General features: G+C 72.7%; 14 protein-coding genes. 7 read left to right on the plus strand and 7 right to left on the minus strand.

Annotation, left to right across the window (positions count from 1 at the left end; genetic code table 11):
• Positions 1-3: 3 nt before the first annotated feature.
• The 5 genes from GUY59_RS16080 (at position 4) to GUY59_RS16100 (ending at position 5,495) form a co-directional block, all read left to right on the plus strand.
• The gene (locus tag GUY59_RS16080; RefSeq protein WP_330849168.1) at positions 4-246 is read left to right on the plus strand and encodes a glucokinase; all 243 of its coding nucleotides are present in this window, start codon (positions 4-6) and stop codon (positions 244-246) included.
• A gap of 60 nt (positions 247-306) precedes the next feature.
• The gene (gene eda, locus GUY59_RS16085; protein ID WP_138200576.1) at positions 307-921 is read left to right on the plus strand and encodes a bifunctional 4-hydroxy-2-oxoglutarate aldolase/2-dehydro-3-deoxy-phosphogluconate aldolase; all 615 of its coding nucleotides are present in this window, start codon (positions 307-309) and stop codon (positions 919-921) included.
• 175 nt (positions 922-1,096) lie between these two features.
• Positions 1,097-1,909: an IclR family transcriptional regulator gene (locus tag GUY59_RS16090; RefSeq protein WP_138200577.1), complete on the plus strand. Its 813-nt coding sequence runs from the start codon at positions 1,097-1,099 to the stop codon at positions 1,907-1,909.
• Between the two features lie 216 nt (positions 1,910-2,125).
• Positions 2,126-3,271 carry a cytochrome P450 gene (locus tag GUY59_RS50715; protein WP_138200578.1) on the plus strand — a complete coding sequence of 382 codons (1,146 nt, stop codon included), beginning with the start codon at positions 2,126-2,128 and terminating at the stop codon, positions 3,269-3,271.
• A gap of 151 nt (positions 3,272-3,422) precedes the next feature.
• Entirely contained in the window at positions 3,423-5,495 is a 2,073-nt protein-coding gene (locus tag GUY59_RS16100; RefSeq protein WP_161714563.1) for a serine/threonine-protein kinase, read from the plus strand.
• 152 nt (positions 5,496-5,647) lie between these two features.
• Here the strand turns inward: GUY59_RS16100 and GUY59_RS16105 are convergent, their stop codons facing one another.
• Positions 5,648-6,553, minus strand: coding sequence for a D-isomer specific 2-hydroxyacid dehydrogenase family protein (locus GUY59_RS16105; protein WP_132332702.1), 906 nt, complete (start codon positions 6,551-6,553; stop codon positions 5,648-5,650).
• A complete protein-coding gene (locus GUY59_RS16110; protein ID WP_138200580.1) occupies positions 6,550-7,302 on the minus strand; it encodes an IclR family transcriptional regulator in 753 nt (250 codons plus the stop codon). Before GUY59_RS16110 ends, GUY59_RS16105 begins: the two co-directional genes overlap by 4 nt.
• 106 nt (positions 7,303-7,408) lie before the next feature.
• On the opposite strand from GUY59_RS16110, the gene GUY59_RS16115 reads away from it, so the two are divergent.
• The gene (locus GUY59_RS16115) at positions 7,409-8,737 is read left to right on the plus strand and encodes an MFS transporter (RefSeq protein ID WP_161714564.1); all 1,329 of its coding nucleotides are present in this window, start codon (positions 7,409-7,411) and stop codon (positions 8,735-8,737) included.
• On the opposite strand, the gene GUY59_RS16120 is transcribed toward GUY59_RS16115, so the two are convergent.
• The 5 genes from GUY59_RS16120 to GUY59_RS16140 are packed head-to-tail and all read right to left on the minus strand — an operon-like array spanning position 8,734 to position 13,778.
• Positions 8,734-9,450, minus strand: coding sequence for a FadR/GntR family transcriptional regulator (locus tag GUY59_RS16120; protein ID WP_252374907.1), 717 nt, complete (start codon positions 9,448-9,450; stop codon positions 8,734-8,736). The genes GUY59_RS16115 and GUY59_RS16120 overlap by 4 nt on opposite strands.
• A gap of 35 nt (positions 9,451-9,485) precedes the next feature.
• Complete coding sequence (locus GUY59_RS16125) at positions 9,486-10,394, minus strand: dihydrodipicolinate synthase family protein (protein ID WP_138200582.1); 909 nt, start codon at positions 10,392-10,394, stop codon at positions 9,486-9,488.
• Positions 10,395-10,414: 20 nt separating this feature from the next.
• Positions 10,415-11,290 carry a carbohydrate kinase family protein gene (locus tag GUY59_RS50720; RefSeq protein ID WP_138200583.1) on the minus strand — a complete coding sequence of 292 codons (876 nt, stop codon included), beginning with the start codon at positions 11,288-11,290 and terminating at the stop codon, positions 10,415-10,417.
• Entirely contained in the window at positions 11,287-12,312 is a 1,026-nt protein-coding gene (locus tag GUY59_RS16135; RefSeq protein ID WP_132332707.1) for a LacI family DNA-binding transcriptional regulator, read from the minus strand. Before GUY59_RS16135 ends, GUY59_RS50720 begins: the two co-directional genes overlap by 4 nt.
• Complete coding sequence (locus tag GUY59_RS16140) at positions 12,309-13,778, minus strand: glycoside hydrolase family 13 protein (protein WP_138200584.1); 1,470 nt, start codon at positions 13,776-13,778, stop codon at positions 12,309-12,311. Before GUY59_RS16140 ends, GUY59_RS16135 begins: the two co-directional genes overlap by 4 nt.
• 230 nt (positions 13,779-14,008) lie before the next feature.
• Here GUY59_RS16140 and GUY59_RS16145 point away from each other — a divergent pair, with 230 nt between their 5' ends.
• Positions 14,009-15,289 (plus strand): ABC transporter ATP-binding protein, encoded by a 1,281-nt coding sequence (locus GUY59_RS16145; protein ID WP_132332709.1) that lies wholly within the window; start codon positions 14,009-14,011, stop codon positions 15,287-15,289.
• The last annotated feature ends 13 nt before the right edge of the window (positions 15,290-15,302 follow it).

Here is a 15,302-nt window from a genome sequence, read left to right on the forward strand (position 1 = left end):
TGTATAAGAGACAGGGGGGCGAGGGGCGGGGTCTACCTGGGTGGTGGAGTTCTGCCCCGTATGGTGGAGCGCGTGTGTGCCGGCTGTTTCCGTACGCGGTTCATCGCCAATCCCGATATGGCGGACTATCTTTCCGCGATCGGAACGGCGCTGATCGTCGCGCCGCAGCCGGCGCTGACGGGCGCCGCGGCCTGGCTGAGCCGGTGCGCGCAGGGAACCGGTGGGTTGAGGCATGCCCCGCTGTGACGCAAGCCCGGAAATTTCAGTACGGAAGGTCCCGGACGGGGCCGACGAGGAGAAGAACGTATGAGCAGTCTGCTCGATCTCACCCCGGTGATCCCCGTCGTGGTAATCGACGACGCGGACACCGCCGTGCCGCTGGCCAGGGCGCTGGTCGCCGGTGGCCTGCCGGTCATCGAGGTGACCCTGCGCACGCCGGCCGCCCGTGAGGCCATCGCCAGGATCGCCGCCGAGGTGCCCGAGGCGACCGTGGGTGCCGGCACGATCCGGACTTCTGCCGATATTTCGGCATCGGTGGCGGCCGGGGCTCGGTTCCTGGTCTCGCCGGGCACCACCCTGTCGCTGGTCGAGGCACTGGACGCGAGCGGCGTCCCCTATCTGCCCGGCGCGGCCACCGTGTCCGAGGCCATGGCTCTCGCCGAGCGCGGCGTCAAGGAGCTCAAGTTCTTCCCCGCCGAGGCCGCGGGCGGCGTGCCCTACGTCAAGGCCCTGAGCGGGCCGCTGCCGGACGTGCGGTTCTGCCCGACGGGCGGCATCCGGGCCGACACGGCGGCAGGCTATCTCGCGCTGCCGAACGTGGCCTGCGTCGGCGGCACCTGGCTGACCCCGGCCGACGCGCTGGCGGCGGGGGACTGGGGCCGGGTCGAGAAGCTCGCGTCGGAGGCCGCCGCACTAAGGTGACGCACGGACCGGACAAGGCCGCACAATCCCCCGACGCGGCCTTTTTCTGAATACGCGAAGATCATCACTCTGAGCTGACGGTGTATCAACCTTCGGTCAACCGGGTAGGTCGAGGCATGCACAAAACGCGGCCCCGGGAAGCCCCTTTCGCTCCTCGGAAAGCGAAAGGACAGTCATGCCGACACAGACCGCCGACCACGAGCAGAGCGTCGCCGACGACCGCAGGTCGGCGCAACCGGGCAGCCTGGAGCGCGGGATCGACATCCTCCTCGCGCTCAGCGCGTCGTCCCGCCCGGTGAGCCTGTCGGAGTTGTGCCGCAGCACAGGGCTGCCCAAGTCGACCGCGCATCGCATCCTCGGCGTGTTGTGCGCGCGCGAGCTGGCCCGGCGGGTCGGCAACGTCTACGTGCCCGGCGAGGTGCTGGAGACGATGGCCGGCACCACCCGCGCCCTCGTGCCGGGCACCCGCGCGGTGGTGCTCCCGTACCTGCTCTACCTGTACGAGGCCACCAGGCAGACCGTGAACCTGGCCGTGCCCGCCGGCCTGGAGGCCCGCTACGTCGAGCGTCTCTACGGGCACAACCGCGTCGGCTCACGCTCCGACGGCACCGACCGCGCGCCGCTGCACTGCACCGCTACGGGCAAGGCGCTGCTGGCCTTCGATCCCCGGCTGCGCAACGAGCTGATCGCGCGCGGCCCCTTCGAACGCTGGACGCGCCGCACCGTCACCACCCTGACCGGGCTGGAGCGGGAGCTGGCCCAGGTCCGCAGGCACGGGGTGGCGTACGCGCAGGAGGAGTACACCGAGGGCGTGGCCTGCGTGGCCGCCCCCGTGTTCGGGCCCGCGGGCACGGTCTGCATGGCGCTCGGCGTGGCCGCGCCCGCGCACGCGGCCCAGCTCGCCCGGCTCGGCATCTCCGTACGCGGCGCTGCGCAGGCCATCTCGGCCGCGATCTCCCCCTGCCCCGAACCGCTTCGCGTGCCGTGATGCCGGCGTTCCGGCCACCGGAACACCTCGGGCGCGCGGGGCCGCAGACGTTCCGGTGACCGAAACCCCAGATTGCGAAGGCAAGGCTGCGGCGATCACATCGGGATATGAACTTTCTCCCCGCTCCGGCCATCCAGGAGGCGCCCGCGGGCTCAGGGCCCAGGGCCCACGCGGCCCGGGACTCGCGGGCGCCGGCCGGATCCCGGGGAGCCGCACGTGCCTAGGGGGCTGCCCAGGGCCACCGCGCTGGAGAGCCTGCGCCTGCGGTCCGCCCTCGTACCGCCCGGCACGCCGCACCTCGCCCCCGGGCGCGACCTGCTGCGCTCCCGCACGCTGCTGATGGAGCTCGAATCCCGGTACGGCGGCCGTCCCGTCCTGGTCCGCGGCCCGCGCGGCTCCGCGCTGCTGGTCATCTCCAAGCGGGACGCGCTGCGTGTGCTGGCCGAGGACGACGACGCGTACGCGCCGGCCGTGGAGATCCGCCCCCTGAGCCTGCCGACGGACGTGCTGCGCCCCGCGTTCATCGAGATCGCCCGCGAGGAGGCCGAAGGACTCACCGACGGCGTGGTGGACTACGCCCGGCTCGACACGCGCTGGCAGCGCGTCGCCCGCCGCTGCGTCTACGGCGACGGCGCGGCCGGCGACGAGGAGCTGACCCGGCTGCTGGCGGACCTCACCCGGGCGGGACGGCTGCGGGCCAGGCGGCGCCAGCAGCTCCTGTCGGGCCGCTACGACGCGCGGATCATCGACCACCTGCGCCGCGCCGAGCCCGGCAGCCTGGCCGGGCTGATCGCCGAGAACCCCGGACAGGCCGAGTCGCGCGGGCTCATGCAGGCCGCGTTCTGGCTGATGGGGCTCGGGGTGACCGCGCCCGGCCTCATGCAGACCCTCGCCCTGCTCGCCGCCCACCCTGCGCACCGCAAGGCGGCCCGCGCCGACCCCTGTCACCTGCGCGCCTGCCTGCGCGAGAGCCTGCGCCTGTGGCCGCCCGTGCCGGCGCTGACCCGGGTCACCACGATGGAGACCTCCTGGTACGGCGCCACCCTGCCCGCGGGCACCACCGTCCTCGTGCCGATGGCCGCCCACCAGCGCAGCCCCCGCCTGCCGTACGCGAACACCTTCGCACCCGAGATCTGGCAGGACGGCACCGCCGCCGGCGAGTGGTGGGCAAGGCCGGGTTGCGAGGGCGTGCACCTGACGCTCGCGGTCGGCACGGCCTTCCTGGCCGGCATCCTGCGCGCCTCCCGTCCCAAGCCCGTCGGGCGGCTCGTCTCGCCGCACCGGCCACTCCCCTACGCGCTCAATCTCGCGCGGCTGCGGGTGACGATGCGCCCCGCGCGCCGCAAGCCTGCTCACGCCTAGTGGCCAACGAGCGGGCCCTTCCTCCGTTAGAGTCTTGGGTACAAACGGGATGCCGTGCGGCGGAACGGTGCGGGTCGCTGCACGACGACCGGCCGGGGCGGAGGATCGGTTCGGGTTGAGACGGGATGACGACGGCGAGAGGACGGCGACGTTGGGGCGCTCCGCTGGCTCTCCGCTGAAGCCGGACGATCCGCCGGCGATCGGCCCCTACGAGCTGCTCAGCCGTCTCGGCTCCGGCGGCATGGGGGTGGTCTACCTCGCCAAGGCCGCCGACGGGTCACGGGTGGCGCTCAAAGCGATCCGGCGTGACTTCACCGCCGACCCCGTCTACCGCGCGCGCTTCCACGAAGAGGTGTCCAACGCGCGCAAGGTGGCGTCGTTCTGCACGGCGCGGGTGCTCGACCACGGCGAGGACCGCGGCCGCCTCTATCTCGTCACCGAGTACATCGACGGCATCTCCCTCGAGGACCACCTCATCGAGCACGGCGCGCTGTCACCGTCCGTGCTGCACGCGGCGGCCGTCGGCGTGGCCGCCGCGCTCACAGCGATCCACGCGGCGGGGCTGGTGCACCGCGACCTCAAGCCGGCCAACGTGATGCTGACGCTGGCGGGGCCGCGCGTGATCGACTTCGGCCTGGCCCGTTCCTCGCACGTCGACTCGCGGCACACCAACGCCGGCATGGTGATGGGCACACCCGGGTGGATCGCTCCCGAGCAGGTCTTCGAGGGGCGCACGAGCCCGGCGGGTGACGTGTTCGCGTGGGGCTCGCTCATCGCGTACGCGGGGCTCGGCGGGCATCCGTTCGGCGAGGGCGACGCCTACGTGATGGCGGCCAGGGCCCGCACCGCGCCCCCCGACCTCCGGGGGCTGCCTGCGCCTCTCGACCGGCTGGTGGCGGCGGCCATCCACCCCGACCCCGCGCGGCGGCCCGCGGCCAGGCAGCTGCTGCTGGAGCTGGTGGAGGCGGCCGACGAGCCGGCCGCGCAGCTGGCCGCGACCAAGCACCTGACCAACGCGTGGAACCCGTCGGAGTTCGGGCCGCTGATGCCGCAGGCGCCGCACCGGCCGCCGCCCGAGCGTGCCGCGCCCGGATCGCCATCGCCGCACCGCCATCCCGAGGCCCCTCACCGCACCCCGCACCCGGAGTCCACCCACCAGGGCCCGCTTCCCGAAGCACCTCAGCGCGGCCCGCACCCCGACGCGACCCAGCGCGGTCCACACCCCGACGCCGGAGGCCATGGGGCTCAGGCACGGCACCCCGACGGCCGGGTGCCCCAACAGGCTCACCACGAGCGCACGGGGCCCGGCCCTCTGCCCGGCGCTGTGGGAGGGCCACGGCAACCTCCTCCCGCCGAACGCACCGGGCCGACGTCAGGTTCCGGTCGCGGCCCGCAGCACGTGCCACCCACCGAGCGGACGGGCCCCACACCTGGCTCGGGCCGGAGCCCGCACCCTCCGCCGCCCGCGGAACGCACCGGTCCCACGCCGGCCGGGCAAGGCCGGCCGGCGCATCCCGAGCGGACCGGACCCCTGCCGCGCATCGCGCACGGCCAGCAGACGCCGCACCCTGAGCACACCGGCCCGCTCACCACCGGGCGCGGACCGCTGCCGCACCGCCGGACCGGCCAGGCGCCGCCGCACCATGCGGTGACCGGCGCGGTGACCGGCGCGGTGACCGGCTCGGTGACCGGGCAGGGCCCGCTGCCGGGCTACCGGCCGCCGAAGCGCAAGCGCAGCATGTTCGCCGGCTGCCTGACCGTCCTGGTCGTGGCGGCGGTGCTGCTCGTGCTGCTGGTGGCCGTGCTGGCCTGGGTGTTCCGCCCGCCGCCCGCGTCCGGCGCGGACGGGCCCGTGCAGGACGGCAAGCTGAAGTTCGCCGTGACGAGCACGACATGCGGCAAGCCCGCCAAGTCGGCGGCCACACGGGCCTGCCGGATCGGCGTCAAGATCGAGAACGTCGGCCCTGACGCCCGGGTGCTCTATCCCGGGCAGCAGAAGCTGATCGACGAGGACGACGCGCTGCACGCCGGCACCCGGCTGCTCGACAAGGCGGGCAAGGAGATCACCCCGATCCGGATCGAGGCCGGGCGGACGTTCACGGGCGCGCTGGTGTTCGAGCTGGACAAGGGCCTCACCCCCGTGGGGCTCGAGGTGCACGACTCAGGGCTGAGCGCGGGCGCCCGCATCAACCTCCCCGGCCGACCGGACGCCACCGCGCCGTAACACCCGCCCATCGCCCGCCTCACCTACCCGCACACGTGACGCAGGATGAGCGGCGACCGCCCGCACGCGGCCTTGCACCGCCCGCACGCCCGGCGGCGTCGTGCGGCGGGCGGCGTCGTGGCGAGGGTGGGAGCGGGTGGTGACGTGCTCGGTCAGAAGCCTTGGGACGGGGAGACGACGCCTTCGAGCGGGGCGCCTTCGGCGAAGCGGCGTACGTTGGCGGTGACGCGTTCGGCCAGGCCGTGCCAGTAGGCGTCGCGCGGGTTGGCGCAGTGGGGCGTGATCAGGACGTTGTCCAGCTCCCACAGCGGATGCCCGTCCGGCAGCGGTTCGGGGTCGGTCACGTCGAGGGCGGCGCCGCCGATGCGGCCCTCGCGCAGCGCGTCCACCAGGTCGCCGGTCACCACGAGCCCACCCCGTGCCACGTTGACCAGCCACGCGTCCGAACGCATGAGGCCGAACTCGCGCGCCCCGAACATGCCCCTGGTCCGCGGGGTGGCGGGAGCGGCGACGACCACGTAACCGGCCTCGGGCAGCGTCTCGCGGAAGCGGGCGCGCGGCACGATCCGGGCCGCCCCCGGCGCCTCTCCCCTGTCGGTGACCGCGAGAACGCGGCAGCCGAACGGCTCCAGCATCCGCATGAGCGCCCGCCCGATGCCGCCGTGGCCGACGATGGAGACGGTCGAGCCGGCGAACTCCTTCGAGGTGTTGGGACCCCACGAGGTGGCCCTGGCGTGCCGGTGCAGCCCGCGCGCGGCCGCCAGCATCATGGCCAGCGCGTGCTCGGCCACGGCGGGCCCATAGGCGCCGGCAGCGGCGGTGAAGACCGGCTGCTCGGTGAAGACCCCGGCGTCCGCCCAGCGTTCGACGCCCGCGTGGGGCAACTGCACCCAGCGGATGCCGCCGTGCGTCATGGCGCGGATCTCCGCGGGATCGTCACTGCCGTAGTAGACGATCGCCTCGGCCTGCTCCAGTGGTACGACCTTGCCGCCCGCCCGCTCCACGGCCTCGACGAGGACGGGCACGGGCTCGGGGCCGACGTGGACGGCGACGGTCATGGTGGGTCCTCCTGGTAACCGAGTTGCTCAGAGATGGCCGCGGCGCACCGGATCACCGGCGGCAGCAGGGCGTGCAGGGCGGCGCGGTCGGCCTGGGCGCACAGCGCGGTGAGCGAGACCGCCGCGGTCACGTCGCCGAAGGCGTTGCGCACGGGCACGGCCACGCAGTGGACGAACTCCTCGAACTCGCCTTCATCGGCCGCCCACCCCCGTTCACGCACGGCCCGCAGCTCCTGGTCGAGCGCGGCCCTGGTGGTCAGCGTAGCGGGCGTGTACGGGGTGAACTCCCAGCCCTCCAGCACCTCGTCGGCGTGGGCGGGGGGCAGGTGGGCGAGGATGGCCTTGCTCACGCCCGCTGTGTGGAGCGGAACGGGCCGACCGATGCGGGCGTACATGCGCGCCGGGCCGGGTGGCGAGATCTTGTCCACGTAGACGATGGTGCTCTCCCGCAGGGCGGCCAGGTGGACGGTGTGGCCCGCCTTCTCCTGCAGCGCGGCGAGGTGCGGGTGGGCGAGGTCGCGCAGCCCGAACTGGCCGCCGGCGCGCGCGGCCAGCGCGGCGAGCCCGTTCCCGGCGCCCCAGGTGCCGTCGGGCAGCCGCCGGACGAGGCCGGACTCGGCGAGCGTGTGGAGCAGACGCAGGGCGGTGGTGCGGTGCACGCCGAGCCGGTCGCCGATGTCCGCGAGGCTGCGCGGGCCACCGCACGCCAGCCGGAGGATCGCGGTCGCCCTGCTCACGGTCTGCGACATAAGCTCTGCCCTTTACAGCGGTGTTGACATGACCGAATCCCTGCAGCAGGGTAATGGTAGCACCATTAGTTCACAGTGTGCATATGTTGCACAGGAGGTCACGGGGATGAGCGTCGGCGAGCTGGAGCGAGAGACCATGCGCCGGGTGACCGGCCGCCTGATGCCGCTGATCATCGTCTGCTACATCGTGGCCTACATCGACCGGTCGAACGTCTCGGTCGCCGCCCTGAGCATGAACGAGGCGATCGGGCTGACCGCCGCGCAGTTCGGGCTCGGGGTCAGCATGTTCTTCGTCACGTACGTGATCTTCGAGATCCCCAGCAACGTCGTGCTGGCCAGGATCGGCGCGCGCCGCTGGATCGCGCGCATCATGATCAGCTGGGGCATCGTGTCGGCCTGCATGGCCCTGGTACAGGGCGAGAAGTCGTTCATCATCGTACGGCTGCTGCTCGGAGCCGCCGAGGCCGGCTTCACTCCGGGCATCATCTGGTACCTGGCTCGCTGGTTCCCCGCCAGCCACCGGGGCCGCGCGATGGGCCGCTTCTACGTCGGCGCCGCGCTGGCCACCGTCATCGGGGCGCCCGTCAGCGGCTTCATCATGAAGATGGACGGGTTCCTCGACGTGGCCGGCTGGCAGTGGTTGTTCGTCGTCGAGGGCCTGCCCGCCGTCGTGCTCGGGTTCGTCGTGCTGAGGTTCCTCACCGACGAGCCGCGCGAGGCCGCGTGGCTGCCGGAGCGCGGGCGTACGTGGCTGGTCGAGCGGCTCGCGCGCGAGCAGGCGGAGATCGACGGGCAGCGGGCGATCTCCGTACGGCAGGCGCTGACCAGCCCCGGGGTGCTGCTGCTGGCGCTGTTCTTCTTCCTGTACTCCTTCAACAGCATCGGGCTGACCCTGTGGATGCCTCAGGTGATCCAGGGCGGGTTCGGCGAGCCGAGCGACTTCGTGACCGCGCTGCTGACCGCGGTGCCGTACGCGCTGGCCGTGGTGGCGATGGTGCTCGTGGCGCGCGGCGTCGACCGGCGGGGCAGGCACGCGCTGCACATGGCGGTACCGATGGCGGCCTCCGGGGTGATGCTGGTGGGCAGCGTGCTGGCCGGGCCGGGCGTGCTCGGGTTCGCGCTGCTGGCGCTGTCCACGGGGGCCGCGTGGTCGGCCGTGCCCGCGTTGTGGGGCAGCGCCACGTCCTTCATGACGGGGGTGGCCGCGGCGGCGGGGGTGGCGCTCATCAACTCCGTCGCCAACATCGCGGGCCTGGCCGTCACGCCGCTCATCGGGGTGGTCAAGGAGGCCACGGGCTCGTTCGACGCGCCGCTGCTCGTCATCGCGGGGGCCATGTTCCTGGCGGCGGCCGTGGCGATGGCGTCAGGGCCGTTCACGGCCCCTGGACGGCTGGCCGCCGAGACCGCCGCCAAGGCCGAGCGGGACCCCGCCTAAGGGCCGCCGAGCAGGTGTTCGACCTCGTCGCGGGCGGACTCCACGATCGAGCGCACCGCTTCGGCCGCCTCGGCCCTGCGGCCCGCGGCGACGGCCTCGGCCACGTCGAGGTGGCGCCTGACGGCGGCCGTGTCGAGCCGCTCGGGCAGCAGCAGCTGATCGCGCCGGGCCTTGAGCAGTTCCTCGGTCACCTCGGCGAGCTGGGCGAACATGCCGTTGCCCGACGCGGCGAGCAGCACCCGGTGGAAGGCGGCGTCGGCCGTCACCAGCCCCTCGCTGTCGCCGTCGCGCGCCGCGCTCGTCAGCGCCTGCGCGTGGGCGATCAGCTCCCGGCGCACGCCCTGCCCCGCGAGCCCGGCGGCCAGCGCCGCGGCGGCGGGCTCGACCGCGGCGCGCAGCTCGGCCAGCTCACGCAGCTGCGCCGCCCGCCCCGGCGAGGCGAGCCGCCATCGGATCACCTGGGGGTCGTAGAGGTTCCAGGCGCTCATCGGGCGCACGGTGACGCCGACGCGCGGGCGGCTGGTGACCACCCGCTTGGACTCCAGCACGCGTACGGCCTCGCGGGCGACCGTGCGCGAGACGGAATAGCGCTCCTGGACGTCCTCAAGCCGCAGCACCTCCCCGGCGCGCAGCTCCCCCGCCGCGAGCGCACCGCCGATCCTGTCGACCACCTGCCCGTGCAGGCCCTGCAGCGCCGCACCGCTGCCCGTCACAGGGGTCGCCTGAAGGGCCGACCGCCGGCCGGCGGTCATGCCGGCGCCAGCCCGAACTCCTCGACGAACCGGTCGATCATCCGGTGTTCCTCCTCGTCGAGCCGGTAGCCGGGGGCGCGGCAGTGGGCCGAGCCGATCCAGCCGCGGCGGCGCGAGATCTCCTTCTCCGCGGCGACGATGAGCTCCACATCCTGCATCCAGTAGGACAGGTAGGGCAGCAGGCGGGTGTGCAGGGCCAGCGCCCCGGCCTCGTCGCCGCTCGCCCAGCGCCGCCACAACTCGACGTAGAGGTCGGTGAACGAGCAGCCCGGCTGCACGCCGACGGCGCCGCGGCGCAGCGCGTCGGGCAGGTGCAGCCCGGCGTAGCCGACCAGGGCGGGCAGCGGCCGCTCTCCCTCCGCCAGCGCCGCGACCAGCCGGCCGGGCGGCGCCGACTCGACCTTCACCCAGCGCAGGTTGGGGTGCTCGGCGGCGAGCCGGCGCAGCGTGCCGGCGTCGAGCGCGGTGCCGGTCTGGGCCGGGGCGTACTGCAGGACGACCGGCAGCGGCGCCACCGCGGCCAGCACCGCGCGGACGTGCGCCAGCACGGCCTCACGCGAGGGACCCAGGAAGTGCGGCGGCAGCAGGTTGATCGCGTCGGCGCCCCGCTCGGCGGCGCGTACGGCCCGCGTGACGGCGTGGTAGGTGGCGTGGTCAGGGATCGAGACGATCGCGGCCACGTCGTCGCGGGGGCGGGTGACGTCGAGGAGCAGGCCGGTGAGCAGCTCCCGCTCGGCGTCGTCGAGCTTGTGCACCTCGCCGGCGAAGCCGGGGAACATGACCGAGGTGACGCCCGTGGCCAGCACCTCGCCGGCCACCGTGACGAAGCCGTCGGCATCGAGGGCGCCGTCGTCGTGGAAGGGCACCTCCAGGACCGGCGAGACGCCGCGTACGAGATCGAGCACGGCTCAATCGTACTATCACATTACTTAGCGGCGGACCTCGCGAGCAGCAGCGTCTCCGTGATCGGGGACTCGTGCGTGCCGGTGACCGTGCAGGCGTGCGCGCCGGCGATCGCCCCCAGGCGTACGCACTCCTCCAGCGGCCTGCCGTTCACCGTGCCGTACAGGAAGCCCGAGACGAACGCGTCGCCCGCGCCGTTGCTGTCGGCCACCGGCCCCGAGGGCGGCGCGGCCGGGAAGGCGCGCACACCGGAGCCGCGCGTCAGGACGAGGCACCCACGGGCGCCGCGCGTGCACACGACCGTGCGGGCGCGCCCCCGCGCGATGAGGTCGCGCATGGCGGCGGCCGGGTCCGGCAGCGCGGTTTCCGACAGGAACACGAGGTCGGCGCGGTAGGCGAAGTCCTTGTGGTAGTCGGAGGCGCCGTCCCAGTCGTGCAGGTCGGTGGAGATCGGGACGTCACCGAAGTCGCCGAGGGCGTGGCGACAGAAATCCATGATCGACACGTGCACGTGCCGGGGACGTATGTCCGCGTAGAGCTCGCGCGCCAGGCGCTCCCCCGGCGTGACCTTCGCGTCGTGGAGCGAGGTGCGGCGGCCGTCGGGCCCCACGAGCAGGACGCTGCGCCGGGTGCCCGCCTCCGCGCGGCCCCAGCGGCACTCGACCGCGTCCAGCGCCCGGCGGACCAGCGCGCCCTGCGGGTCGTCGCCGATCAGGTCGGCGAAGGCGACCGCGAGGCCGAGCGCGTGGCAGCCCAGCGTCACGCCGGCGCCGGTGTTGCCGATGCGGTCGACGACCGGCGGCACGAGGTAGGTGTCGCGGTAGGGCAGCGGCAGCCCGGGCACGTAGACCGTGGTGTCGACCCCGGCGCCGCCGAGGACGAGAAGGTCGCGGTTCACCGGTTGACCAGAGGGCCGGAGCCGGTGGAGCCGCGGACGACGAGCTCCGGCTGGAAGATCAGCTCGACGTGTCTGGGGGCGGCGCCGTTGACCTCTTCGAGCAGCGTCTGCACGGCCGCCGAGGCCATGGCGCCGATCGGTTTGCGTACGGTGGTCAGCGGCGGGTCGGTGAACGCGATCAGCGGTGAGTCGTCGAAACCCACCACGGACACCTCCGCCGGAACCGACAGGCCCTTCTGCCGGCAGGCGCGGATCGCGCCCAGCGCCATCAGGTCGCTCGCGCACACGATGCCGGTGCAGCCGCGGGCCAGCAGTTGCGTGGCGGCCGCCTGCCCGCCCTCGACGGAGAACAGCGAGTGGGCGATCAGGTCGTCGACGTCGGAGGTGGCGAGCAGTTGCGCCATGGCCTGCTTGTAACCCTCGATCTTCCTGATCACGGGGACGAACCGGTGGGGCCCCAGCGCGATGCCGATGCGCTCGTGGCCCAGGTCGACGAGGTGCTGCACGGCCAGCCGGGCGGCCAGGCGGTCGTCGGGCGAGATGAAGGGGGCGTCGATGTGCTCGCTGTAGCCGTCGACCAGCACGATCGGCAGCCCGCGGTCGGTGAGGCGGGTGTAGCGGTCCATCCGCGCGGTGGTGTCGGCGTGCAGCCCCGACACGAACACTATGCCGCTGACTCCCCGGTCCACCAGCAGCTCGGTGAACTCGTCCTCGGGGGCTCCGCCCGGCAACTGCGTGCACAACACCGGCGTGTAGCCGTGCTGGGTCAGCGCCTTCTCGATGGCCTGGGCGAAGGCAGGGAAGATCGGGTTGTCCAGCTCGGGCGTCACCAGGCCGATCAATCCGTTGCTGCGCTGCCGCAGCCGGGGCGGGCGCTCGTAGCCCATGAGGTCGAGCGCCGTCATGACCGCCTGGCGGGTGGCGGCCGAGACGCCGGGTTTGCCGTTGAGCACCCGGCTGACCGTGGCCTCACTCACCCCGGCCTGGGCGGCGATGTCGGCTAGGCGAGCGTGACCGTTCATGCCTGACACTTTACTTTCCACCACGCCGCCGAATCGGGCGCGCCGGGGACGTCGGACGCCAGCAGCAACTCGCCGTCGACCTCGAAGTCCACCGGGTCGGAGGTGAGGTTGACCGTGCAGGCGAACGCGCCCCTGGAGAAGACGAGCGTGCCCTCGGGCGAGTCGCGCCAGGCCAGCTCCCCGCCGAGGCCGCGCCGCAGCCGCAGCGCCGCACGATACAGCTCCAGCGTCGAGCCGGCCACGCCCTGCTGGGCCTCCACGCTCAGGTCCGCCCACTCCTCGGGGATGGGCAGCCACGGGCGGGTCCAGCCGTACGCGCGCGTCCACGGCAACGGGACGCGGCAGCCGTCGCGCCCGCTGTCGGGGTCGCGCAGCCGCTGCGGGTCCTGGCACAGCTCCTCCGGCAGGTCGAGCACCTCGGGCAGGCCCAGTTCCTCGCCCTGGTAGACGTAGGCCGAGCCGGGCAACGCGAGCGTGAGCAGCGCGGCGGCGCGGGCCCTGGCCAGGCTGCCGTAGCGGGTGACGTGCCGTTTGACGTCGTGGTTCGACAACACCCAGGTGGTGGGGGCGCCGACGGAGCCCGCCGTGGCGAGGGAGGCGTCGATCACCGCGCGCAGTTCGGCGGCGTCCCAGGGGGCGAACAGGTAGTGGAAGTTGAACGCCTGGTGCAGCTCGTCCGGGCGCACGTAACGGGCCAGCCGCTCGGGTGTGGGGGCCCACGCCTCGGCCACGCCGATCCGCTCGCCGGGGTAGGAGTCGAGCACGCGCCGCCATGAGCGGTGGATCTCGTGGACACCGTCGTTGTCGAAGAAGGGCACCGGCTCCCTGCCGACCAACGTGGCCTGGCCGCCGCGGCCGATGTCGGGCAGGCCCTCCGGTTTCACCATGCCGTGCGCCACGTCCACCCGGAAGCCGTCGACGCCGAGGTCGAGCCAGAACCGCAATATCGACTCGAACTCTCCGCGCACCTCGTCGTCGTCCCAGTTGAGATCGGGCTGGGAGGGGTCGAACAGGTGGAGGTACCACTGCCCGTCCTCGACCTGGGTCCACGCGGGGCCGCCGAAGATCGACTCCCAGTCGTTCGGCCGGTCGCGGAAGATGTAACGGTCACGGCCCTCGCCGCGCAACGCCTGCCGGAACCAGGGGTGGGCCGCGGAGGTGTGGTTGGGGACGATGTCGACGATCATCCGCAGTCCGAGAGCGTGGACCTCGTCGATGAGCGCTTTCGCGTCCGCGAGCGTTCCGAACAGGGGGTCGACGTCGCGGTAGTCGGCCACGTCATAGCCGAAGTCGGCCATGGGCGAGGTGTAGAACGGCGTCAGCCACAGGGCGTCGACGCCGAGCCGGGTCAGGTACGGCAGGCGATCGCGAACGCCGATCAGGTCGCCGACTCCGTCACCGTTGCCATCGGCGAAGCTGCGTACGTAAACCTGGTAGATCACGGCGTCACGCCACCATGCGGTCATAGTCTCCCCCGGTATGTTTCGACCATGAAAGCTCTTTCCGCAACTTTACGCAAGCCCTTCCACACCCCTAACAATCGGAAATCAACGCCTAGGGATGCCCATAACCCCCGACCGAAACGCAATCGAACGAGATTCTTTACATCAAGGGTGGACATGTACCGTTAGGGCGCGATGTACTACCTCATCAATCAGCCCCCGTCACAGGTGACACGCGCGCAAGGTGTGGGCCCATGAGCTCGGTCGTTCTCGACAAAGTGACCAAGGTGTATCCGGGCGACTACCTCGCGGTCGACCGCCTCAGCCTGCGGGCGCAAGCCGGCGAGTTCCTCGTCCTGCTCGGCCCCTCCGGATGCGGGAAGTCCACCCTGCTCCGGATGATCGCCGGCCTGGAGGAGATCACCGAAGGTGAGCTCTGGCTCGACGGCCAGATGGCCAACCACCTCGCCCCGCGCGACCGTGACGTCGCCATGGTGTTCCAGAGCGGGGCGTTATACCCGCACAGGACCGTACGCGGCAATATCGCCTTCCCTCTGGAGATCGCCAAGTCCGACCCGGCGATGGTGCGCGAGCGCGTCACCGAGTTGTCCAAGGCACTGCACATCGACGAGACGCTCGAACGCCGCCCCGGCACCCTCTCCGGCGGCCAGCGACAGCGCGTCGCGATGGGCAGAGCGATCGTCCGGCAGCCCAAGTTGTTCCTCATGGACGAGCCCCTGTCGAACCTCGACGCCGGCATGCGCACCGAGCTGCGCATGGAGATCTCGGCCCTGGTCAGGTCGCTCGGCGTCACCACGATCTACGTGACCCACGACCAGGTGGAGGCGCTGACCCTGGCCGACAGGATCGCCATCCTGAACCGTGGCGTCCTCCAGGACGTCGGCACCCCGGCCCAGATTTACAACGATCCAGCCACGGCCTTCGTGGCCGCCTTCCTCAACTCCCAGCAGCTGAACCTCCTGGCGGCCAATGTCAGGACGCCGCAGAACCAGTACGTCATGCTCGACTTCGGTCCCCACCGGCTGACGATGCCGTGGAGCGATCCCAGGGCGTACGCGATCTCCCAGCACACCGGCGGGCAGGTGCTGGTCGGCCTGCGGCCCGACGGGCTGGCGCCGGTGCCGGAGAGCTACGACGGGCCCTCGTTCTACGGGCGGGTACGGGCGCTGGAATATCACGGGCACGAGTGGCTGGCGTACCTGGAGTCGGGGATGTCGTTCGCCCCGGTGCCAGAGCCGCCGGACCCGGCCCGCCGCGTCAACGGCTCGAAGAACGGGTCGGGGCGGCTGACGGGGCTGGTGAAACGGCTGTTCTCGCAGCCGGAGCAGCACCAGGAGCAGGAACGGGTGGGCCAGCACCCCAACAGCGGCATCCACCGCCGTTCCGACCTCATCGTGCGGCTGGGCAACCACCCTGTCTGGCGTGCCGGCGACCCCGCCAAGGTGGGCGTGGACCTCAGCCGCGTCATGATCTTCACGCTGGACGGCGCCCGCATCGACCCCCCGCGCCGCTAGCCTGCCCCCGCCG

Source organism: Nonomuraea sp. K271, assembly GCF_009908215.1.
Lineage (GTDB): Bacteria > Actinomycetota > Actinomycetes > Streptosporangiales > Streptosporangiaceae > Nonomuraea > Nonomuraea longispora.